Source organism: Bacillus kalamii, from assembly GCF_047238185.1.
Taxonomy (GTDB): Bacteria; Bacillota; Bacilli; order Bacillales; family DSM-1321; genus Bacillus_AD.
Genome location: NZ_JBDFMI010000001.1, coordinates 1803826 through 1826147, shown reverse-complemented (window position 1 = coordinate 1826147; position 22322 = coordinate 1803826). Strand labels below are relative to the sequence as shown.

The 22322-nt window shown below is 38.8% G+C and carries 16 protein-coding genes and 1 pseudogene; 12 read left to right on the top strand and 5 right to left on the bottom strand.

All coding sequences use genetic code 11. The annotated features are described in order from the left end of the window. Nucleotides 1-29 precede the first annotated feature (29 nt). The 5 genes and pseudogenes from ABC357_RS09135 (at nucleotide 30) to ABC357_RS09115 (ending at nucleotide 6543) form a co-directional block, all read left to right on the top strand. Complete coding sequence (locus tag ABC357_RS09135) at nucleotides 30-1487, top strand: aldehyde dehydrogenase family protein (RefSeq protein WP_412887200.1); 1458 nt, start codon at nucleotides 30-32, stop codon at nucleotides 1485-1487. 16 nt (nucleotides 1488-1503) lie between these two features. Continuing rightward, a pseudogene (locus ABC357_RS09130) lies at nucleotides 1504-2139 on the top strand (SDR family oxidoreductase). A gap of 247 nt (nucleotides 2140-2386) precedes the next feature. Further along, nucleotides 2387-3865, top strand: a complete 1479-nt coding sequence (locus ABC357_RS09125; RefSeq protein ID WP_412887199.1) for a S1C family serine protease — start codon at nucleotides 2387-2389, stop codon at nucleotides 3863-3865. 62 nt (nucleotides 3866-3927) lie between these two features. Beyond that, nucleotides 3928-5850 (top strand): peptidoglycan D,D-transpeptidase FtsI family protein, encoded by a 1923-nt coding sequence (locus tag ABC357_RS09120; protein ID WP_412887198.1) that lies wholly within the window; start codon nucleotides 3928-3930, stop codon nucleotides 5848-5850. 180 nt (nucleotides 5851-6030) lie between these two features. Beyond that, nucleotides 6031-6543 carry a DinB family protein gene (locus ABC357_RS09115; protein WP_412887197.1) on the top strand — a complete coding sequence of 171 codons (513 nt, stop codon included), beginning with the start codon at nucleotides 6031-6033 and terminating at the stop codon, nucleotides 6541-6543. A 314-nt stretch (nucleotides 6544-6857) separates the two neighbouring features. Here the strand turns inward: ABC357_RS09115 and ABC357_RS09110 are convergent, their stop codons facing one another. Further along, complete coding sequence (locus tag ABC357_RS09110; protein ID WP_412887196.1) at nucleotides 6858-8186, bottom strand: ABC transporter permease; 1329 nt, start codon at nucleotides 8184-8186, stop codon at nucleotides 6858-6860. A gap of 210 nt (nucleotides 8187-8396) precedes the next feature. Between ABC357_RS09110 and ABC357_RS09105 the strand changes: the two genes are divergently transcribed. From ABC357_RS09105 to ABC357_RS09090, 4 genes are all read left to right on the top strand, one after another. Further along, nucleotides 8397-9104, top strand: coding sequence for a response regulator transcription factor (locus tag ABC357_RS09105; RefSeq protein ID WP_412887195.1), 708 nt, complete (start codon nucleotides 8397-8399; stop codon nucleotides 9102-9104). After that, complete coding sequence (locus ABC357_RS09100; RefSeq protein ID WP_412887194.1) at nucleotides 9094-10503, top strand: sensor histidine kinase; 1410 nt, start codon at nucleotides 9094-9096, stop codon at nucleotides 10501-10503. Before ABC357_RS09105 ends, ABC357_RS09100 begins: the two co-directional genes overlap by 11 nt. Before the next feature lie 160 nt (nucleotides 10504-10663). After that, on the top strand, nucleotides 10664-11554 hold the full coding sequence (locus ABC357_RS09095) for a peptidyl-prolyl cis-trans isomerase (RefSeq protein ID WP_412887193.1): 891 nt from the start codon (nucleotides 10664-10666) through the stop codon (nucleotides 11552-11554). 134 nt (nucleotides 11555-11688) lie between these two features. Continuing rightward, nucleotides 11689-12327: a hypothetical protein gene (locus ABC357_RS09090; protein WP_412887192.1), complete on the top strand. Its 639-nt coding sequence runs from the start codon at nucleotides 11689-11691 to the stop codon at nucleotides 12325-12327. Nucleotides 12328-12665: 338 nt separating this feature from the next. Here ABC357_RS09090 and ABC357_RS09085 read toward each other — a convergent pair whose 3' ends face one another. Together ABC357_RS09085 and ABC357_RS09080 are read right to left on the bottom strand one after the other, a co-directional pair. Continuing rightward, a complete protein-coding gene (locus tag ABC357_RS09085; protein WP_412887191.1) occupies nucleotides 12666-12929 on the bottom strand; it encodes a hypothetical protein in 264 nt (87 codons plus the stop codon). 118 nt (nucleotides 12930-13047) lie between these two features. Beyond that, nucleotides 13048-13779: an SH3 domain-containing protein gene (locus ABC357_RS09080; protein ID WP_412887190.1), complete on the bottom strand. Its 732-nt coding sequence runs from the start codon at nucleotides 13777-13779 to the stop codon at nucleotides 13048-13050. Between the two features lie 511 nt (nucleotides 13780-14290). On the opposite strand from ABC357_RS09080, the gene ABC357_RS09075 reads away from it, so the two are divergent. Both ABC357_RS09075 and ABC357_RS09070 read left to right on the top strand, forming a co-directional pair. Beyond that, entirely contained in the window at nucleotides 14291-15634 is a 1344-nt protein-coding gene (locus tag ABC357_RS09075; protein WP_412887189.1) for an MFS transporter, read from the top strand. Between the two features lie 73 nt (nucleotides 15635-15707). Continuing rightward, on the top strand, nucleotides 15708-16670 hold the full coding sequence (locus ABC357_RS09070; RefSeq protein WP_412887188.1) for an alpha/beta fold hydrolase: 963 nt from the start codon (nucleotides 15708-15710) through the stop codon (nucleotides 16668-16670). Nucleotides 16671-16794: 124 nt separating this feature from the next. Here the strand turns inward: ABC357_RS09070 and ABC357_RS09065 are convergent, their stop codons facing one another. Further along, nucleotides 16795-19377, bottom strand: coding sequence for a bifunctional 2',3'-cyclic-nucleotide 2'-phosphodiesterase/3'-nucleotidase (locus tag ABC357_RS09065; RefSeq protein ID WP_412887187.1), 2583 nt, complete (start codon nucleotides 19375-19377; stop codon nucleotides 16795-16797). Between the two features lie 827 nt (nucleotides 19378-20204). Between ABC357_RS09065 and ABC357_RS09060 the strand changes: the two genes are divergently transcribed. Continuing rightward, nucleotides 20205-21248 carry an SDR family oxidoreductase gene (locus tag ABC357_RS09060; protein WP_412887186.1) on the top strand — a complete coding sequence of 348 codons (1044 nt, stop codon included), beginning with the start codon at nucleotides 20205-20207 and terminating at the stop codon, nucleotides 21246-21248. Between the two features lie 81 nt (nucleotides 21249-21329). On the opposite strand, the gene ABC357_RS09055 is transcribed toward ABC357_RS09060, so the two are convergent. Continuing rightward, the gene (locus tag ABC357_RS09055) at nucleotides 21330-22118 is read right to left on the bottom strand and encodes an aminoglycoside adenylyltransferase domain-containing protein (RefSeq protein WP_412887185.1); all 789 of its coding nucleotides are present in this window, start codon (nucleotides 22116-22118) and stop codon (nucleotides 21330-21332) included. Nucleotides 22119-22322: the final 204 nt, after the last annotated feature.

The window sequence follows — 22322 nt, the reverse complement described above, 5'->3', positions numbered from 1 at the left end:
AGAGAACAAACGAGAAGGGAGCAGATCATATGCTAAAAACCGAATGGAATCACTTATATATTAATGGCGAATGGAGAAAAGGAAATGGGGAACGGGCAATCTCTGACGTAAATCCATTCAACGGAAAACACTTGGCGACAATCACGACAGCCAATCCAGCTGATATAGATGAAGCGTATAAAGCAGCAGAACGTGTTCAAACGGAATGGGCTGAATCTTTGCCCCAGGACAAACAAGCAATCATCGAAAAGGCAATAACGATTATTCAGGATAATAACGATTTAATCATAGATTGGTTAATCAAAGAGTCAGGAAGCACATTCAAAAAAGCAAATGGCGAACTGTCAACGGCAGTGGCATTCATGAAACGTGCATCCATGTATCCATATGAGATGGAAGGCAAAATTGCTCCTTCACAAATAAAAGGGAAAGTAAACCACATCTATAAAGAGCCAATAGGGGTGATTGGTGTTATTTCTCCCTGGAACTATCCTTTCCATTTAACGATGCGCTCTGTGGTGGCGGCATTGGCAACCGGGAATGGGGTTGTCATAAAACCTGCTGGCGATACCCCGGTCACTGGTGGATTATTGATTGCTTCGATATTTGAAGAAGCCGGTTTGCCGAAGGGGTTATTAAATGTCATAGCCGGTAAAGGATCAGAGATTGGCGATGCCTTTGTAAACCACCCTATCCCGCGAATGATTTCCTTTACAGGTTCAACTTCTGTTGGTAAACATATTGCCGGGCAAGCTGCGCAAGCTGTTAAGAAAACAGCCTTAGAACTTGGCGGAAATAATGTCATGATCGTCATGGATGATGCCGATATGGATCATGCGGTCGACTCGACGTTAATGGGAAAATTTATGCATCAAGGGCAGGTATGTGTTGCATTGAACAGAGTTTTAGTCCATGAGGGAATTGCTACTCAATTTACTGATAAACTGTTAGAAAGAGTCAAAGAATTGAAGTATGGTGATCCGGCAGACCCCGGTACCCATGTTGGGCCGATCATTAATTCCGGCCAGGTTGGCGGCATTCGTGAAAAAATGGATAATTCCATTGCTGATGGTGCCGTACTGGCTTACGGAGGGGATATTACAGAAAATCTGATCCAACCTACCGTCCTTACCAATGTGTCCAACTCGATGCCGATAGCAAAAGAAGAAATCTTTGGCCCTATTTTGCCTATCATCACGTTTACGGATGAAGAGGAAGCAATTGAATTGGCGAACGCGTTTCCATATGGCTTATCAGGTGCCGTTCATTCAACCATTGAACACGGCTTGAAAATCGCTAAAAAAATCCATACAGGTATGATCCATGTGAATGACCAAAGCATCAATGATGAGCCACATATGCCATTCGGGGGTGTAAAACAATCTGGGCTCGGCCGCTTCAATGGAGAATGGGCACTTGATGAATTTACAGAAACGAAATGGATTTCTATTCAAACAGGCAAAAGTGATTATAGTGCATTTCTATAAAAGGGGAGAGATGAAGATGGATATCTTACTAATAGGGGCAAATGGACAAATAGGAAGAAAGGTTGCCATTCGATTGAAAGATCAAGGAAAGCATTCAGTGAAAGCCGCTATACGGTAAAAAGAGCAGGAAAGCTTTTTTAAGGAAAACGGGATTGAAACAGTCATGCTTGATCTAGAAGCCTCTGTCGACCAAATCTGTTCAGCGATTGCCGGCAACGATGTGGTCATATTTACTGCAGGCTCAGGAGGCCAGACAGGATATGATAAAACGTTGCTGATTGATTTGGACGGTGCGGTCAAATCAATAGAAGCCGCCAAATTGGCTAATATCAAGCAATTTATTATGGTCTCTGCAAACGGAGCAGATCAGCGCGAAACGTGGGCAGAGTCGATCAAGCCTTATTATGTAGCTAAGCATTATGCCGATAAAGCATTGATTCAAAGTACTCTTCCCTATACCATTGTGCAGCCTACAGCATTGACGAATGAACAAGGGAAAGGAACTGTCTCAATGGAAACACCATCCAAACAAATATCCAGAGATGATGTAGCAGAGGTTCTTGTTGAAATGATTGGAAATGAAAAATTCTTTATGCAAACCGTTCCATTGTATTCAGGCGAAACACCGATTAAAGAATTAGGCAATGAATAGGATCGCCGAAATAGAACCCTTCCTTAGAAAGGGTTCTATTTTAAAGTATATAATAATTATATTATGTAAACTAAAATGAATAGTGAAGTTCTCTTTGCGCATCACTCTATTCTGTTGAACGTGGAACTATACAAAAAGTCCTATATTTTTTTAAGTATATTAAAGGTTTGTTAATAATTTTTTCATATTTTAGGTATATGATTAAATCAAGTAAAAAATGATAGTTTGATATTAGGAGGCAACCATTATGACACATTCTAATGATCATAATCCACGCAATGAACATGATGAACTTTTAAATAATTCAAATGAACATAACAATGAAACGGCTGGACGGTATTCTGATGATTATTCTCGTCAGGAACAAACTAGCTACGAACAGCCAACCGACCAGAAAGAGACAGTCGATGAACCAACCCATTCATACCAACAGACTGGGAACCAAGAAGGAACGGAGAAAAAAGCAGATCCATTTATCCCTATTAGTGATGAACAATATGAAAAGGAAAAGAGACGGAATAAAAAGACCAAATCAAAAGGCTTCTTAAGCACGATAGCAGCCGGCGTCATTGGTTCGGTTCTCACTTTGTCCATTATCCCTTTCACCGATTATCCTGATATGTTCCAAAATGACCAGAATGGCAGCTCCACTAATCAGAGCAGTGAACAAACATCTGCACCTGTTAAAGTAAGCAAGACTTCCGCTACAACCACTCCGGTAGCCGATATGGTGGAAAAAGCGTCACCTGCCATAGTGGGTATAGTCAATATGCAGAAACAGCAGAGCAATGGGTTCGATTCACTTTTCCCTGGCAGCCAGCAGGAATCCACGCAATCCGGAGAGGACGTTGAGAGCGGTTCCGGTTCCGGTGTCATCTTCAAAAAGGATAGCAATTACGCTTATATAGTAACCAATAACCACGTTATTGAAGGAGCTAACAAGCTGGAAGTATCCCTTGAAAACGGTAAAAAAGTAGATGGACAATTAATTGGAGCCGATGCGTTGAGCGATCTGGCTGTACTAAAAATCCCTGCCAAATATGCAAGCTCAGTCCTTGAATTTGCGGACTCAAGCACTTTGCGGGCTGGTGATGAAGTAATAGCCATCGGAAATCCTTTAGGGTTGGATTTGTCCCGCACTGTGACACAAGGGATCGTAAGTGCCGTTAATCGATCAGTTTCAGTCAATACATCTGCAGGCGAATGGAATCTAAAAGTGATCCAGACAGATGCCGCTATTAATCCAGGTAACAGCGGAGGAGCTCTATTAAATACAAGCGGCCAAGTAGTGGGCATTAACAGCCTTAAAATTTCTGAAAATGGGGTTGAAGGATTAGGATTTGCGATTCCGAGCAATGAATTAGTCCCAATTGTCAATGAGATCATCAATACTGGTAAGGTTGAGCGAGTTTACTTGGGAGTAGGCCTAGCTTCTATCGATGAAATTCCGGATATGTATTTGCAAACTCTCCCTAAAAGTGTAGATAGCGGAGTCATAGTGACGAATGTTGACCAGAATTCAGCAGCTTATAAAGCAGGCATCAAGGTTCAAGATGTCATTGTTTCCATTAATGGCACAAAAGTTAGCAATAGCACGGATTTGCGTGAATACATGTATTCAAAATTAAAGGTCGGGGACAGTGCTACTTTGAAATTATACAGAGACGGAAAATTGAAAACCGTCAATGTTAAACTGACAAGTAACGCAAGTAGTTCCTCCAATTAAAATCCATGGCGAAGAAAAAGAAGAATAATAGCACAAATATCCGGCTGAACCTTTTATTTATTATGGTATTTGTTTTATTTTCTGCTATCATTCTTCGCCTTGGCTATGTCCAAATTGTCAAGGGCGAGGAATATTCGAAAGAAAGCAATGCCGTTACTAAAACAACGTATAAATGGAATGCCCCTCGCGGAATGATTTATGACCGCGAGGGTAAAATGCTTGTCCAGAATGAACCTATAAATACACTAACGTACTCCAAGGCTGATGACGATTCTAAACAAGGAACACTCAAAACAGCAAAAGAATTAGCAACGATGATTACAATCGATGTTTCTAAGGTACGAGAAAGGGACAAAAAAGATTATTGGATTCTCCTTCATCCAAAAAAAGCACAAAAAAAGCTGACTGATCAAGAACGCGAAGGAAAAGATGATAAAGAACAATACCAAATGCTACTTGATAGAATAACGGAGAAGGATTTAGCAACCATTACGCCTGAAGAGATGCAGATATATACCATTAAGAGCAAAATGGACCAAGACCAAGCTGCCGTAAACCGGATTAAGGAAGGTTTGACTGAAAAAGAGGTGGCCATGGTCAACGAGCATTTGGGTGAATTGCCAGGAATCGATGTCAAGTTGGATTCAAAAAGAAAGTATGCGAACGGTGATACGTTTACACAAATTTTCGGCAAAGTTGCTGCTATCCCAAATGAGAAGGCAAAGGAATACGTGAAGGAAGGCTATGATTTGGATGATACTGTCGGAAAAAGCTTTCTGGAATTGCAATACGAGTCCGTTTTACGCGGGACAAAAGAAAAGCAAACATATGAGAAAAACCGTTCAGGGGAGCTAACCGGTGAATCAAAAACAACAAAAGGCAGTACAGGAAACGATTTAGTCCTGACCATCGATATGGATCTACAGAAAAAAATAGACTCAATTGTGGCAAAAGAGTTAAGTAAAGAACCGAGTGCTGACAGTGCGTATGTTGTCCTAATGAATCCAAAGACAGGAGAAATTCTTTCTTTGTCAGGTAAAAGCCGAAACGGCGGAAAAATAGAAGATGAAACATATGGGACGCTGCAAAATGCATATGCAATGGGTTCTACCGTCAAAGGGGCAACTTTGTTGACAGGCTACCATGTCGGTGCCATTAAGCCAGGGCAGGTTTTTCTCGATGCACCTGTGAAATTACAAGGGACACCTACAAAGAAATCATGGACGAATATGGGGTATATCAACGACCTAACTGCACTGGAACGGTCGTCAAATGTGTATATGTTCAATGTCGCTATGAAAATAGGACATTATAATTATGATACGAGAACGGGCTTCAAAGACCCAGACAAAGCCTATGAAACGATGCGCAAGCATTTTGCCATGTTTGGACTCGGGGCTAAGACAGGCATTGATTTGCCTAATGAAGCAACCGGATACAATGGAGGAGTCCAAAAGCTTGGTAATTTAATGGACTTTGCCATCGGGCAATTCGATACCTATACACCCTTGCAATTGGCCCAGTACGTATCGACAATAGCAAACGACGGCAAAAGAATGCAACCCCATCTGATGAAAGAGGTACGAGACCCTTCATTCGGAAGTGATGGAAAAGGAAAAGGCATTACCGCCTTTAAACCAAAAATGCTGAATAAACTTCCAATGAGTTTGGATTTGATTAAACGTGTTCAAAATGGCTTTCATCTAGTTATGCATGGCAGTCAAGGAACCGCTGCCTCCACTTTCCAATCTGCCAGTTATGATCCGGCAGGCAAAACGGGAACTGCCCAGGTGACCAATGGAAGAGGGGGCTATGATTATAACCTGACGTTAATTGGTTATGCACCATACAAAAATCCAGAAATATCTATGTCTGTAGTTGTAACGGGTATTAATAACTCTGGCAGCAGCATCAATAAAGACATTGGCCGTGAAGTCATGGATGCGTATTTTGCGGACAAAAAGGAAGTCAATGAATCTGAATGAGGATGATGTACTTCGTCCAAATAAAAAGGGTAGAAGAGACGCATTTGTTTCTTCTACCCTTTTTAAATCTACGGAGACGCCCTTTTTTCTAATGCTTTTGAAGGAAAAATGGCTTGACTGTAGAAGATATTTAGAAAGAAAGTTGTTTGTAAAGTAAAGTAGTTGGAAAGGATTAGGCTGATGGAAACGATGAATGCAAAAAAAATGTATGATTACCATGTTTGGGCCAACAAACAATTATTTACTCACTTAAAGCATTTGCCAGATCACGTTTATACGGATAAGGTAAAAAGTGTATTTCCTTCTGTTTCGGCAACCATGGCACATATTTACTGTACAGATTTTATCTGGCTGGAAACAATGAAAGGAAGCCCTTTTCAACAGACGGTTAGCGAAGTGGAACACCTCAAAGCAGCCATTGTCGATGTGGCCATAGAAGGGGCAGAACGTTATTTTGATCAACTTGCCGTGCAATTTGCAGATTTCTTTACTCTGCATGGAGAACTGGATAAGCAAATCATTGTTGAACATCCCAAAATGGGCCGTATACCGTTCGTGCTTGCTGATTTAGTCCATCATATCGTCAACCATGGAACATACCACCGCGGAAATGTGACAGCCATGCTCCGCCAACAGAGCCAAAAAGGAATACCTACTGATTATGTCTTTTTTCTAATGAAAGAAGAGAAATAAAGCTTGGTTAGGAAGGAAACAGTGAAAGCGGCAACGTACAATCTATTTTGAAAGCATGCTTTTATTCCTTTGAGCTGAAGCATCCGTGTAGATTCCCTAGAACAGCCGAATGCATCTTAAAAGCAACTGCGTTCCATTTAACATGGAACGTTTATTTTTTTTGTGAAACTGCTTAGGGTAAGAATTGAGATGTTCAGGCGTAAGAAGCGCAGAAAAGGCTTGAGGATGAGTGGGGCGTAAATGAGTGTTAAAAGGGTCCTGCGGGAATGATTGTAGAGTATTCATGCTAAACCCCTTCCTTTCAGGGAAGGAGTTTAGTTGCCATGCTTTTTCAAAACGGTTATTTTGATGCAGGAGATGCTTCCAGTCATAAGAAGAACGAGGGTGCCAACCGTCAACATGTTTGTTATACCCTGATTGATGTATATATCATCAATAGGCTGTAAAGATGGAAATGTATCGTTAGCCGATGAGTCTGTTGTTTCCGAATCAAAATGAAAGGATAGAGGTTTTGTGTTCCAGTTCTCCTGTTTTTCCAAAAAATGCTGTGATAATTGATTGCTAATAAAAGGTGAAATGGCACTTGCCATAGCTATGCCTAGCATCGCCAGAATGGCTGTCTCAATCAAAATCTGTCTGGGTTTCACATTTAATAGTTGCTTGGATACCCTTTGGCTGTCCTGTTTATTCCACATTCTAAACGAGATGATTTCGATTACGAAATATCCTGCAATTGACAAAATAGAAATCGGCAACAACACTGCTTTGACTGATGCCCAAACAGAATCAATGGTCGAAAAAAGCTGTTCGAATGGCAGTTTGTATTTTTCTATTTTTGCTCCCTGTATCGAATCTATTGTTTTAGTTGCCTGTTTTAAGAAGGTACTACTTTCGTTCTCTGATTTAAGCGTATAAACTGCTTTCTGGATCCTATTAGCATTTTCTTTATGATCGAAAGCAGAAGCAATTGAATAAGGGACATATATTTTATTGAATGGATTTTCTTTAATAACATGGTCTTTTGGATTAGCTGAATTATGGATGTTTTTCCCATAGATTCCTATGACCTTCAGAGTGGTCATTTGCCAGGTATCATTTTTTTTAGTAGCTAATCGTATGGAACTGCCTACATCAAGATTATTGGCAGCTGCCAGTTTTTGCTCGATCATAGCGACTTTTTTTGTCCGGTCTTCTGGGGTGATATGGCGGCCTTTCAATAGAATAGTATCCGAGAGAAGGAATTCAGATAATTTATTTGAAAAAGAAATGCCATCCAAAGAGACAATCGTATTTTTTTCTTTATTCGGTTCCTTTTTTTCTCCATTCAAAAAGGAAGAATGCCCGATCGTTTTTACATCGATCGCTTTTGCTTTAGCGAACGAGAAATAGTTGACATTTTTCACCTGAGGCAAACTCGCTATGTGCTTTATTCGTTCAATATCAATGGCACGCCCCTTCGGCGAAGAAACGATATATTGAGTCCCCATTTCTTGTTGTGCAGACTGCTTGGCATGATGAATCGCTGAACCAATATTTACGGCAATGAACATGCAAACACTTAATGTGAACAGAGTCAGAAGCCGCAAGAGGTTTGTTTTCGTATAGGTGAACATGCTTATGGTGGCTTGTTTCCAGCTTGGCATCCTTCTTCCTCCTTTTGGCTGAAATGGTGCCTGACAATAAAATCGACAATGGAGCAAGAATATCATTCAGTTATGAACAAACTATGAAGGACTCATTGCCGAATCTGTAAGAATTATAGAAGATTTCATCAGTTTATTGATTTAAAGCTATTTTCGTTATAAGTTGAATATATACAGAAAGCAAGGATGGAGAAATGAGGAGTTGTAAACATGAAAATACTAGTGATCGAAGATAACGAGAGTGTTTCTTCAATGATTGAAATGTTCTTTGCCAAGGAAGGAATTGAAGGGGTTTTTATAGATAATGGTACAGAAGGGTACCAAACCTTTAAACAAGGGCAATGGGATGCGCTCATTATTGATTGGATGCTCCCAGGAATGGATGGCGTCACTATATGCCGTAAAATCAGGGAAGAGAAGAGCTCCGTCCCGATTATTATGTTAACTGCAAAAGACAGCGAATCAGACCAGGTATTGGGACTTGAGATGGGAGCGGATGATTATGTGACCAAGCCCTTTAGCCCACTGGCATTGATGGCGCGGATTAGGGCCGTTACAAGGCGATATCAATCAACCATAAAAACGGATGAAGAAAAAGATGTTTTGCAAACCAAGCATTTTAAAATCAATAAAAATACACGTGAGGTTTTGCTCGATGGCAAGCCTGTTTCCAATCTGACGCCTAAAGAATTTGAGCTTCTCTATTATTTTCTCCAGCATCCAAAGCAAGTGTTTACAAGAGAGCAACTGCTGGAGCACGTATGGAGCTACCAATTTTACGGTGATGAACGGACAGTAGATGTCCATATTAAGCGATTGCGCAAAAAAGTCGGTTCAGCCAATCAGCCGTTCTTCCATACGGTCTGGGGAGTAGGCTATAAGTTTGATGAGTCAATGGTGGAGACTGATGAAGATTAAATATATCTATCAGCAAATTATTTCACATTTAAGTGTAATATTGGTCGCTTTTTTAATTCTAAGCTTACTATTTTCCCATTATGTCAAAAACTTAGTGTATGAAAATAAAGCAAGTGAACTTGAATCATACGGATTAAATATCTTAAATGATTTAAATTATGCCCAGGATGCTCAGGACAGATTCGAAGTGCTTAATAATTATAAACAGGTACTTGACGGGCGACGTATTTTCTACGCTATATTTGATGAAAATCAACGTCTGATTTATCCTATTGGCCTCCGTATTACAATCAAGGAGTCTGAATGGGAGTTGATTAAGAAAGGGAAATCACTGGTGTACAATGAAGACCGGAGATTCAACCAGGGTAACACGATGGTTTTGCTGCCATATAAGATAAACAATCAGTTTTCTGGTGCCATTCTGCTTCGTTCTCCTATCAGCGGTTCTAGGGAAATGATTTCTGAAATCAATAAGTATTTGTTCTATACAGTCATTATAGCGCTTATCATTTCCATCATTTTAAGCTGGCTATTGTCCAAATTCCATGTAAAGCGGATCAAACGGATTCAAGAAGCCACTTCATTGGTGGCCGGAGGCGATTATTCTGTCCAAATACCTTCTTCCAATTTTGACGAAATAGGCGAACTGGCTGAAGATTTTAACTCGATGGTGAAAAAGATCAACCATTCAATGGAAGAAATCGATTCATTGGAAAATAGAAGGCGGCAATTCATGGCAGATGTGTCACATGAGTTGCGTACTCCACTTACCACCATCAAAGGAGTGATTGAAGGGATAAAAAACCACCTCATTCCTGAGGAGGAAAAAGAAAAAGGCATCAATTTAGTAAATAAAGAAACAAACCGGTTGATCCGGCTTGTCAATGAAAATCTGGATTATGAAAAAATCCGTTCCAACCAAGTGAAAATCAGGAAGGAAGAAATACAGGTTTCTGAATTCCTTGAAATCATTAAAGACCAGCTTGATGTATTAGCGGAAGATAAAAACGATTCCATTATTCTGGAAGTGGATGAGGATGTTTTTGTTCAAGCCGACTATGACCGTTTAACCCAAATTGTCATTAATATTGCTAAGAATAGCATTCAATTCACCGAAAACGGCCATATCTGGTTAAGGGGATTTATGGAAGAGGGAGAAACGGTCATTGAAATTGAAGACACTGGCATAGGCATTGATCCTGCGGAAATCGAAAACATATGGCGCCGGTTTTATAAAGCGGATATTTCCCGGACGACCAATCCATATGGGGAATTTGGACTTGGATTATCCATTGTCCAGCAATTAGTGACACTCCATAATGGTAAGATTAATGTCATCAGCAATAAAGAGCAAGGAACAAAATTCACCATTCGTCTTCCTTATCTTCAAGTGGGTTGAGTAAACGGAATAACAAAAAGAGGAAGAACTACATCCTGTTTAGGGTGTAGTTCTTCCATTATTTTTCACAACAAATTTCATACTTGTTAATAGTTTGTTCATATTTTCACGATAGACTATCTATATAACCTAATAAGGATGAAAAGCTGGAGGTACATGAATGTTAGAAAAATTAAAAAAGAAAAAAGTGATCGCTTCCATTCTGGTTGTAGTGATTGTAGCAGTAACCATTGTGACTGGTTATGGCATATCCCAAAAAAATGTAGTCGCATCAGTAAACGGTCAAAAAATTACTAAAAATGATTTATATGATGTGCTATCCAAACAGTATGGAAGCAACGCGGTGACTACCTTGATCAATAATAAAATTATTGAACAGGAAGCTGATAAAAAGAATGTGAAAGTTGACGAGAAAGAAGTCAAAAAGGAATTGAATACGTTCATTAAACAATACGGCGGAGAAGATTCTTTTAATGCTGCGTTGACACAAAGCGGACTGACTTTAGATGATTTCAAAAATGATATCCGCAATTACCTGAAAGTTAAACAGATTTTAGGGCCTTCCATTAAAATTACCGATAAAGAAATGAAAGCATATTATGAGGAAAATAAAGATAGCTTCAAACAGCAGGCCCAAGTAAAAGCGAGCCATATTTTAGTTGACTCTGAAACAGAAGCCAAGAAACTGGAAGAAAAGATTAAAAGCGGCGAAGATTTCGCTACATTAGCAAAAGAGAATTCAACGGACACAGCATCGGCTAAGGACGGAGGAAACCTTGGTTACTTTGGTACAGGTGAAATGACAGAAGCATTCGAAAAGGCCGCATTCGCTATGAAAGTCGGAGAAGTCAGCCAGCCTGTTAAAACGGATTATGGATACCATATCATCAAGGTAACTGGAAAAAAAGAAGCAAAACAAAAATCCTATGATGAAGTAAAAGATCAAATAAAGGATACATTGTTTGAAGATAAACTGAATACAGAGTACTCAACATGGCTGGAGAAAAAGAATAAATCAGCCAAAATTAAAAACACTTTTGATAAAGAATAATATGCAGCCCGCCTTCCAAATGGAGGCGGGCTATTCCATGGATTCAAGAAATTTCTTCGTTTGTTCATGATTTGGACATATTTTCTGGGCATCCTAACTGTTGAACACAATCATCAGCTTAGGAGGAATAGTTTATGCAGTTTATAAAAATCATGCTATTGAGTTCATTGTTATTAGTATCGATACCGATACAGTCTTTCGCTGCAACAAAAGGCCATTCCCATTGCCAGTGTGGCAACGAACATAAACTAAATCAGGCAGCACTGGAAAAGAGAGCTACAGAGCTAGGCATTTCCATCAAAGGGAAAGACCCCAATGAATTGAATAGAGAAATATTTAAGCAGCAGATATTAAAAGAAGCAAAAATATTAGGTATTGAAACAAACAATCGGGATTTTCACGATATTGCATCAGAAGTCCATCAAAAAAAGCTGCTCAACGCTGCGAAAAAATATGGGATTTCCACAGAGGGCAAATCATTTTTTGATATTGCCCATGAAGTGAGAAGCGTACAAATTACCAAGCTGGCAAAGAATATGTCCATTTCAACCGAAAACAAGGATATGAAGCAATTAAGCCATGAGGTAAGGGACGCATTAATAAAACAGTCGGCCGCTAGATTAGGCATAAAAACGGAAGGGAAAGACAGTAATGTACTATTTGATGAGATTTTAGCCAATGAAAAAAAAGCAAGGGAATTAAAACTCTATCCATTTAACGAGGAGCTTCCGCGTTTTTTCCATGAACATGGATGCCATTGCAAAAACCGTTAATCATATTCAATCTTCTAACGCAAGATACATTTCATTAAACTATATAGAAATATTTTTTGAGTGAATATTTTAATGTTAAAAGATATAAACTACGCCGTTTTCTTTTGATTAATTGTTATATAAATATGGTTTTTGTTGATCGAAGAGTGATATTCTAATTAAAAAAGAAAGCAGTAAGCATATTTGTTCCTTTTATTTATTACTGTGATATAATAAATACAGAATATAAAGAGTCAGCACTATTGGATTTTAAATGCCAATAGTGCTTTTTTTATGTATGATGATCATTGAAAGAATTCCATGATATGAAAAAAACCGTTCCATCATAGAACGGATTTTTATTCTTCCACATTCGTAAAGTTGAATAAATTAAAGTCAGGTGTTTCTGCCTCAGAGGGTTCATATAAATGTTCCGACCTTCTTCTATTTAGATCTTTAAATTCCTGCTCTAGAAAAGCCGCTTGTTCATGGCTCATCTCCAAAGTGATTTCATTGCCTGAACCATCAGTGGCTTTCATTAGAACATAGCTTTCTACTCCTTCTGGTAAAGTTACATTGCTTAACGTCATTTTCATATCCTGTACTTCAAATCGAGCTTTCATATTGATTCACCAATCCATCATGTCTATTTATATATACATTGTACACGACTACAAATGAAATCACAAAACAGGGTATATTTTCATCTAGACAAAAAAGAAGCCGCTAAGGGCTTCTTCTTTACTTAGGATAGCGTTTTACAATATTGTACGCTAACCAAGGGGCATTTCCATCTTTTGTAGCATAAACAATAGTTGTATGGCTATTGTCTAAAGCAGATTTATGGAATTGTGAGATTTCCAGATAGAGAGTGTTTTTCTTTTTATAAAATATAAAGGTCGGTTTGGCAGCTTCAGTTCTCAGATACCAGTCGTAGTTATCGATTTCCAAGCCTGATATTTCATTGTATTTTGGCTTATACAGGATATTTCCGCCTTTATCCTTGCCAGCTGTTACGAATTGCTGTTTGAATAGATTTGTTAAATAAGGTTCTTTCATTCCAATGCTTAATCGTTTATAGATAGAAGCTTTCGTTGCAGGCGTATATTTCATCGCATCTCTTTGTGTCATTGTTAAATGGTCAGCAACCAATTTAACGCTATAGAGGGAAGTTGTCTTGTAAAAGCGGACATAGTCGGAAGAAATATACGCTTTTTTGCCATTATAATCGATTTCCGACCAACCGGAGCTTAATTGATTATATACTTTCACTTTTGTGCTTCTAGCAAGTGAACCAATCGTTTTATATTGACTGCCGGCCCCGGCCTTAACCTCAACATTTCCATTTACCTTGTCGATTGTCCCGTTCTGTATGGTAGCGGCTTCAGCTGAATCATGCATAGAGAAAGCAACCATAACCATGCATGCAAAAAGGAAGGACATAATAATCTTCCCGATGTTGTTTTTTAACATACAACATTCTCCTTTCTCGTAATAATTTTGTTACAATTCCAGTATATGAAAAATATTTGTCAATACTATGCGCAATTGTGCATGAATAAAAAGACCTAGTCTCTCCTCTGTAACTAAAAATACTGCGATTAATTGAAAAATGAGGAGATTGAACTTAATCGGGGGAGGATAGTAAAAAATTTCACCCTTATTGTCAAAAAAATTTTACTTCTTATATATTATGTTGTCAAAAAATTATGTTAATTAAGAGGAGAAGGTAAAAAAAGTAAAATGGTATAAGAATTGCAATTAAGACTATATAACTTGTAAATATATTCCACAAACATACTAATTAGGAAGGGAGTAGATAAAACTGATTAGTTTCACAGCACTACATAATATTAAAATAGGCGTTAGTTTAAAAAGACTATCCCATTTATAGTGCTGGTAAAAACTAATGCCGAAGTACGGTAAACAAATCAACTATACATCACAGGTGTTTGGGATCATTTACTTGAGGGGAGGAAATGAAATGCTTCAAACAACTCCAAAGAAAATACCAAAAAAGAGATGGCTGTATTTATTACCTGTATTTTTCTTAATCCAATTTTTTGCATATATGGATCGGGGTACAATAAGTATCGCGTTACCGGGCGGAATGTTAAAAGATTTAGCTATGAATGCTTCAATTGCAGGCTTGGCAACTGGTATATTTGCATTAGGTACGTTGTTTTTATCGGTACCTGCCGGACATTTGGCTGAAAAGGGCAAGTCTAAATTACTGGTTTCTGTATGTATCATTGTCTGGAGTGTATGTACACTGTTAACAGGATTAGTCCAGAGTGGCATCCAGTTAGTTATTTTAAGATTTATTCTTGGCTTGGCTGAGGGGTCTTTAGTAGCAACTTTAATGACTTTATTGACATTCTGGTTTCCGAATAAAGGAGGAGAACGGAATAAGGCATTTTCCGTTTTGGCTACAGGCAGCAATGTTCCCGGTATAATCGGTCCTCCAATAATGGGAGCTATTATCGCCTATTATAATTGGCGTTATTTATACCTAATTCTAGGAATAATCAGTTTAGCTTCGGCTTTTGTATGGATGGCAGTAGCAAAGGAACGTCCAAAAGATGCAAAGTGGCTAAGTAAAGAAGAAAGAGACTTTATTGAAACAACCATAAAAGAAGAGAAAGAAAAAGTAATCCAAGCTAATAAAGACATCAAGGTGAAAGGAAATAAGTTGCCTATAGGCTTACTGTTACGAAATAAGAATATATGGATTTTATGTATAATTGGATTTTGTGTTTCACTCGGTCAACTGGGATATTCAATGTGGATACCAGTTATGATACAAAACGCCACGAGTTCAGGTATTATGGGTGTCGGACTGCTGACACCCCTACCATATATAATTGCAGTTATCGGGCTATGGGTATGGACGTTTATAGCTTCTAAAATAAAAGACCATAGACGTACTACCGGCTTGGCTGTGCTTGGATTCGCCATAACATTAATTCTTGCTAATATTATTGGAGGATCAGCTGCTATCGCAATTACTATGATGTGTGTCGTTTCACTTTTTGCTCTAGGCTACACAGCTAGTTATAATGCAATCCCTTCCCTTATTCTCATTCCAGAATTGGATGGCCCTGCACGTGGAATGATGGTTGTTGCACAAGGACTGGGCTCTTTCTTAGGACCTTTTCTTGTAGGCATCTTCATGACTCACACCGGCTCACAAACAACAGGAATATATTTTTTGGCTTTCGTATTACTCTTTGGTTATCTGACCTCTTTATTGTTGCCCAAAAAAATTGGCGGTCAAAATATTCCTAATGAGGGTGTAAATACACAATCTGCCAAAGTAGCGCAATAGGATATCAGACAGATACATTACTAATTTTTAAAATTAAGTGTGAATTATGGATAAAAAGTTGGGAGGATTTTCAATGAAAAATACAAATGATTGTAATGGATCAATTAGCAATGAACAACAAGCGGAATATGTAATGATCAACGGCATTGAACAATTTTTATATCATAGCGGGGATCGAGCAGAAAATCCGGTAATCCTCCACTTGCATGGAGGGCCAGGACTCCCTTTTTCAAACAGAGCTTATTTGCAGTCCAACTGGAATCCTTATTTTAATATGGTTTACTGGGATCAGCGCGGAGCAGGCAAAACGGCATTGAAAAATCCTGATAAAAAACCAACATTTGAGAATTTACTTCAAGATATCCATGATATTATCTTTTACTTACAAAAAAAATATAATCAAGATAAGATCGGGTTATTTGCCCATTCTTGGGGAACGGTCATTGGTTCTATATATGCAAATCAGTTTCCTGAGCATGTCTCGTTTTATATAGGGGTAGGACAAGTCATTTCTCCGATTCAAGATGAAATTGTTGGATATAAAGAAACAGTGCGTAGGCTGCAAGAAAAAGGAGACATTCAGGGCCTTCAACGCATCATGGGACTCGGTGATTATCCCGGAGACAATACGGGGGACATTTTACCTAAAATGGAGGTCGTTCGAAATTTACAATACCAGCTCGGAATGGCAAGTTACGATGCAGAGAAAACGCGTAAAGAGATACAACAGAGCCCTTTATTTACCCCGAAAGATCTTAATGCGCGAGATATAAGCATCAAACTTTTGGACCAGCTTTATAAACGAATGCATGATTATAGCTTGTATGATTATCCGCTACAATACAGCATACCTGTTTTTTATTTATTGGGTGAAAATGATTGGCAGGTTCCAGCTATACAAGGGATAGAATATTTCCAAAAAATTAAGGCACCCGATAAAGATTTAATTATTATAAAAGGCACAACGCATTCGCCTCAATTAGAAAAACCTGAAGAATTCTTGGCGGCTATGAGAGAAGTAGTTGGAAGAAATTAATCGATTGGAATTATTCACTTGCTCAAATTCTTTCCAGTTTTTAGTCATAGGGTATTTTGATCTTTGCCAAGGATAGTAACGAAAAGGATGCCCATCACTAGGCATCCTTTTTGGCTTACATTTATTATTTTTTAATTAATAAGGATATCACTTTGGCTGCTTGTGCACGGGTAGCGGTTGAACTAGGATTGAATGTTCCGTTTGTATTTCCTGACAAGTATCCAAGTTCGTATGCAGCGTTGACAGAATTAGTGAAACGTTTGCTGATTTTTTTATAATCTTTAAAGCCCGCCTGTTTTTTCGCTGTATAGTTTGTTTTATTTATTTTGTTATAGGCGTTCATGACCATTTGCGCCATTTGTTCGCGTGTCACTTTACTGCCTGCTTTAAAAGTGGCTGGAGTGTTGCTTGTTAGCCCATTTTTATAAGCGATTTCTATTTCTTGAGCCCCTGTCAATGTACCATCGCTCAATCCAGCGGCACGTGTCAGCATCGAAATGAATTGTCCTCTTGTCAACAGGTCGTTCGGCCCGAACGTGCCATCCTTTTTGCCAAGAACCACTTTTTTGGCAGCCAATTGGTCTATATATGCTTTAGCCCAATAGTTTGCAGGTACATCTTTAAATGACACAGTTGGTTCCGGTGTAGGGACAGGCTCTGGCGTTGGGATGGTTTCATTTGTTTTGCTTAAATCCATTTTAAAGATGCCGAAACCTTTATCATCTGTTTTTCCTGTATAGGAAATATTCGATGTTTCTTTTGCATATTCTTCTGCTTTTGGACTTGTAGTGAATGTAACATTTACAGGTTCTTTAATAGGTGCAATAGACCAGTTATGGTCGATCGTCGGATTGATCGTCTTTTGCTCAGCGATATACTCCATTAAGATTTGTCTATTTTCATCTGCTGAGTCGATGACAACCTTGCTGCCCTTGACACCAGGGAAGTTCCCGCCGCCGCTTGCGCGATAATTGTTAGTCACTATAATGAAATCTTGGTTAGGATCAACCGGCTTGCCGTTATATTGAAGGTTCACAATTCGGCTCGAAGAACTGTCATTGATTGTGCCGTCGGGTTTATATTTAGGTGCTTTCGTCACGTCTACTTGGTATGTGACACCATCAATCACATCGAAATTGAACACATAGAATGATGGATTCAACAATGGCTGTTCTTCTGTTTTTGCTGGATCAATCGTATTGAATTTGCCTGCTGACATTTCAAGCCATTCCTTTACAGTCGATCCTTTTACCAATATGCCTTTCAGTGTGTTGTCATACAAATAAAGGTCGCCCGCACTGCGGATTGTCAAATCGCCTTTTTTAATTTCCGTGTATTCTTCCACACCATTTCGTCCAGCTTTAAAAGGAGCCCCAACGGAAAGAATAGGAGTATCTTTATATTCTTTTGCGTTTAACGCAATGTATTTCTCGGCAAACCATTTTTGGGCAGCTGTTACAACCTGGATGGAAGGGTCATCCTGGACAAGCCCGAAATAGCTATGGATAGGAGCGGAGGTTGTCCCTAATTTTCCATTTGTATAAGCGATTGCAGCTTCACTGTCGGCTTTTATGCTTGCTGCCAATTCGGCATCAGCGTTCACAAGTGATTTTTTGTTCGCTTTATCGTATATTTTGCGGGTGGTAGACTGAGAATCTGTCACTTTCCATTTCCCATCCACTTTTTGGATCGTTAAATCGATTAAACCTAAGTCTGAACCGGCAACACCCGCTTGAACGGCAGGAGTACCGTTAATGGTTCCTTTGACATTATCAATGCTAGGATCCAATTTGCCCGCTTTATCCTTGAAGATAGGGTCTAATGTTTTTTCATCTCCGGTAGGGAATACTTGGTGTGTATGAGAGAAAGTGATGGCGTCGATGCCTTCAACTTCGCTAAGCGGCAATACAGCATCTTCCGATTTTGTTCCGGCTTTTGCTGCCAAATTGACACCGGAGTGAGCCATCGCAATGATAATGTCTGCGCCTTTTTCTTTCATTTCAGGAACAAATTTTTTCGCTGTATCAACGATATCTTTCGTAATTGCTACACCATCAAGGTTCGCTTTATCCCAATCTGTGATTTGCGGAGCAACCAATCCTAAGTATCCGATTTTCAATGTCACTTCTTTACCGTCTTCATCTGTTACTTTTTTCTCGATGATCTGATAAGGAGTAAACTCATTCACATCATTATCCGGATTTTGGTCCTTGTCATCCTTGTAAACGTTTGCATTGACATGTGGGAAAGTAGCATCATTATATACTTCATCCAAGTAATCCAAGCCGAAATTGAATTCATGGTTTCCTAGATTGGCAATATCATATTTCATGCCATTCATTACTTTGATGACAGGGTGGACTTCACCTTTTTTGACTGGCTTGATTTTGGAAAAATAATTGCCCAGAGGTGTTCCTTGGATGGTGTCCCCGTTATCGACAAGAACAGAGTTTTTCGCTTCGGAACGGGCTTGCTTCACTAGTGTCGCTGTTTTAGTCAGTCCGACAGACTCATCATCTTTTCCACTGTAATAATTATATGGAAGTAGATTTGTATGTGTATCAGTCGTTTCCATAATTCGCAGTTTGATTGTTTCCGGCTTCATGACATCGGCATAGGAAACGATGGGAGCAGCCTGTGGAATGATAAGTCCCAATGCAACAGCAGTTGTCAGCAGAGTTTTTTTCTTTGTAGTCAATTTCTTCATGAAATTTCCTCCTTCAATATGTATTAGATGGAACTATTGCCAAAATATTGTATCCTATTCAAAATGATATAGAAAGAGTTTTTTGTAAATTTTTCGATAATATATATTATTTAAGTATTTTGGAATTTATTGTATAATACATATATTCTTACCTATTTATTTAGTAGATTTAGAGAAAGAATAGAGCTTTTTATTGTAAACAAACGGTGCTGAAAAGGAAAAAAGATGAAAAGAAAGAAAAAGAGAAAGTCCAGGTCATTCAAAGAATGTTTCGTTGAAGTAACAGGGGAAATAGCCGGTAATATATTTGTGGAAATACTATGGAATATACTCTCATTCTTACCAAGAGTTTTATTTCGGCTCCTTATATCCTTGTTTCATTTCTTGGATGGATGGTAAAAACGAAGCACATAAAAAAAGACACCGAAGAAGGTGTCTTTTTTTATCGAATTGAGGCGATGGAATACACGCCACATTCGTGTATTTCCTAAAGGAGTATCCATCGTCTTACACAATTTAGCTCATCGCAAAAGTAACTTTAACACATATCACGGAGTAAAACAAGCAATCTTTTAAGAATAATATCCGGTGTTTACTACTGTTTATACAAACAAAGGCGCTTTAGTAAATCATGTGCCTGTATTCTAAGAGCTTGTAGTTTCTTCTTATGACGGGTTCAGCGCTATTATTTACCCTCATATACAATAAGGATTCCAGCGCACTTTTCAATCAATGATAGGCGTATAACAGTATAATATTTCTTGTATAATGGCTACTTTCAATCCTGTATGATAGTAATGTGAAATTATGAAATCAGGAGTGGAAACATGCGGATTTTTCTGACAGGTGCGACTGGTTTCCTGGGAATGAAGATTGCCGGGCAACTGGTGAATGAAGGCCATGAAGTATTGTTGTTCGTTCGAAACAAGGTTAAGGCCCAGCAAATAGTCCAGTCAATAGATAAGGATAAGAGAAGTAGCCTATATATCGTAGAAGGGGAACTGACAAAACCCTCCTTAGGTTTGAATGAAGAAACCATCAATCAATGGAAAGGCCGAGTGGATTGCATGGTCCACAGCGCTGCTTTATTGTCTTTCAACCCATTGGATGATGAAAAAGTATATAAAGTAAATGTTATTGGCACTGAGCATGCTCTTCAGGCTGCTGAGCAAATTGGCTGCAAATCCTTTATCTATGTAAGTACCGCTTATACGGTCGGTATGGATAATGAGGGGCATGAATTGCTCTATTCGATGGATAGGAAATTCTGCAACAGTTATGAAAGGACGAAGTGCATAGCTGAATATTTGGTGATGTCCTACAGTACATCGATGTCTATCCAAATTGTTAGGCCTTCCATTATCATCGGCGATAGCAAAACGGGGGAAGCACAAACATCCTTTGGTTTATACGGCATTTTGAGAAGCTTAAGGATACTGAAGCGCAGAATGGAGAGAAAACCTCAAACGGACGTTAGTCCCTTTCGGCTACTGCTGGATGGCCAATCCGCTTCCAATATTGTTCCCGTGGACTATGTGGCAAAGGTAGCCATGGCTGCTTGCCTATATGGAGAAAACAGAGGCATCTATCACGCTACCAATCCAAATCCTCCTCTCCAAAAGGACGTATTCGAATTGGTTAAAGAACATCTCCAAATGCCGGAACTGGAGCTGGTCGATTATCAGCAGAAAGATCTATTGCGCGCAGACGAACTTTCTTTCAATGAACCCCTTGCTGTATTTAAGCCTTATTTGAGCAGGACGGTGAACTTTCAATGTCCTGAAACAGAGCAGCTGCTTAAGAAACAGAATCTAAAGTTGCTCCATATGGACGAAAAAATGTTAAAAAGGATTATAAATGGTTTTAACTAAAAGCCCATGCTGATCTTTACGTGCATATATAGTGAGCAAAAGCCCAGAACTAGCGTAACTGGGCTTTTGCTTTGTCCTTTGCTACAGGGTATTGCCCTTATCGCTATTCAATTGCAGTTGTTCCGTAATAGTATTCATCATAAATATTGTGAATTCTTTCAATTCGCGGTTTTGCAGGTCATTTGAAGAAGGAAGATCTGCATATTCATCGAGACAACTTTGGATAAGAGGCACAAATCTAGTTGGCAGTTGTTCCAAGCCCCAATTTCCCGCTTCTTTCTTAGAGGAGATGGCTCCTTCTTTTAAATAGTGCAGAACACGGCATAGATTGAGTGTGTAGTATACTGGATGATCCTGTATTTCATTAAGGGCATTTTCTATGTCATAGATAATTGACTGGACATAGAAGTGTGGATCTACTGGCTTAAAGACATCCTTTATAGCTTTACCGTAAACCGTAATTCCGCGATGGAATGTAACTGTCAAATGGGCTGCTAGATCAGGATCCTTATAACCTCCGCATATATATAGGGGATCCTTTTTATACTTCTTTCTATGAAAAGCGGAATAATGAAATTCAAAAGGGACCGGATATTCACTATCCGAAAGGCAATACTCCAGTAAGATACTAAGCTCGATGCCCCTTTTTATTGAAAGTGCTTCCTCAAGAGCGATCAACTGCTCTGCTATGGACCTTAATCGTTCAGTCGCGATTTTTCGTTGGACAACTACAAGTATATCTATATCACTTTTGTTTGGATGGAAGCATCCCATTGCTAGGGAGCCATGCAAGTATATCCCTGTTAGATTTGTACCCAAATGGTGTTTTAGCATGCGTACAATCCCATCTAGATTTGGCTGAATGTCCAATGCGGTCTCTCCCAACCTTTTTTACTCTCATTTTAATTGGATATAATTGACAGGTCAAATGTATTCATATACCTTTCAATAGAAGGCTATTCTCCAAGACTCCTATTAAGAATGCCATATCTATTGAATATAAAATTGTCAAAATAATGTGGTTTAGAGCATTGGTTTTGTGTAATTATTAAAATAGTGCGAAAAAAGAATATG

Coding starts and splice junctions, on each gene's coding strand:
- ABC357_RS09135 (WP_412887200.1), top strand. CDS start 30: ATGCTAAAAACCGAATGGAATCACTTATATATTAATGGCGAATGGAGA.
- ABC357_RS09125 (WP_412887199.1), top strand. CDS start 2,387: ATGACACATTCTAATGATCATAATCCACGCAATGAACATGATGAACTT.
- ABC357_RS09120 (WP_412887198.1), top strand. CDS start 3,928: ATGGTATTTGTTTTATTTTCTGCTATCATTCTTCGCCTTGGCTATGTC.
- ABC357_RS09115 (WP_412887197.1), top strand. CDS start 6,031: ATGGAAACGATGAATGCAAAAAAAATGTATGATTACCATGTTTGGGCC.
- ABC357_RS09110 (WP_412887196.1), bottom strand. CDS start 8,186: ATGCCAAGCTGGAAACAAGCCACCATAAGCATGTTCACCTATACGAAA.
- ABC357_RS09105 (WP_412887195.1), top strand. CDS start 8,397: ATGAAAATACTAGTGATCGAAGATAACGAGAGTGTTTCTTCAATGATT.
- ABC357_RS09100 (WP_412887194.1), top strand. CDS start 9,094: ATGAAGATTAAATATATCTATCAGCAAATTATTTCACATTTAAGTGTA.
- ABC357_RS09095 (WP_412887193.1), top strand. CDS start 10,664: ATGTTAGAAAAATTAAAAAAGAAAAAAGTGATCGCTTCCATTCTGGTT.
- ABC357_RS09090 (WP_412887192.1), top strand. CDS start 11,689: ATGCAGTTTATAAAAATCATGCTATTGAGTTCATTGTTATTAGTATCG.
- ABC357_RS09085 (WP_412887191.1), bottom strand. CDS start 12,929: ATGAAAGCTCGATTTGAAGTACAGGATATGAAAATGACGTTAAGCAAT.
- ABC357_RS09080 (WP_412887190.1), bottom strand. CDS start 13,779: ATGTTAAAAAACAACATCGGGAAGATTATTATGTCCTTCCTTTTTGCA.
- ABC357_RS09075 (WP_412887189.1), top strand. CDS start 14,291: ATGCTTCAAACAACTCCAAAGAAAATACCAAAAAAGAGATGGCTGTAT.
- ABC357_RS09070 (WP_412887188.1), top strand. CDS start 15,708: ATGAAAAATACAAATGATTGTAATGGATCAATTAGCAATGAACAACAA.
- ABC357_RS09065 (WP_412887187.1), bottom strand. CDS start 19,377: ATGAAGAAATTGACTACAAAGAAAAAAACTCTGCTGACAACTGCTGTT.
- ABC357_RS09060 (WP_412887186.1), top strand. CDS start 20,205: ATGCGGATTTTTCTGACAGGTGCGACTGGTTTCCTGGGAATGAAGATT.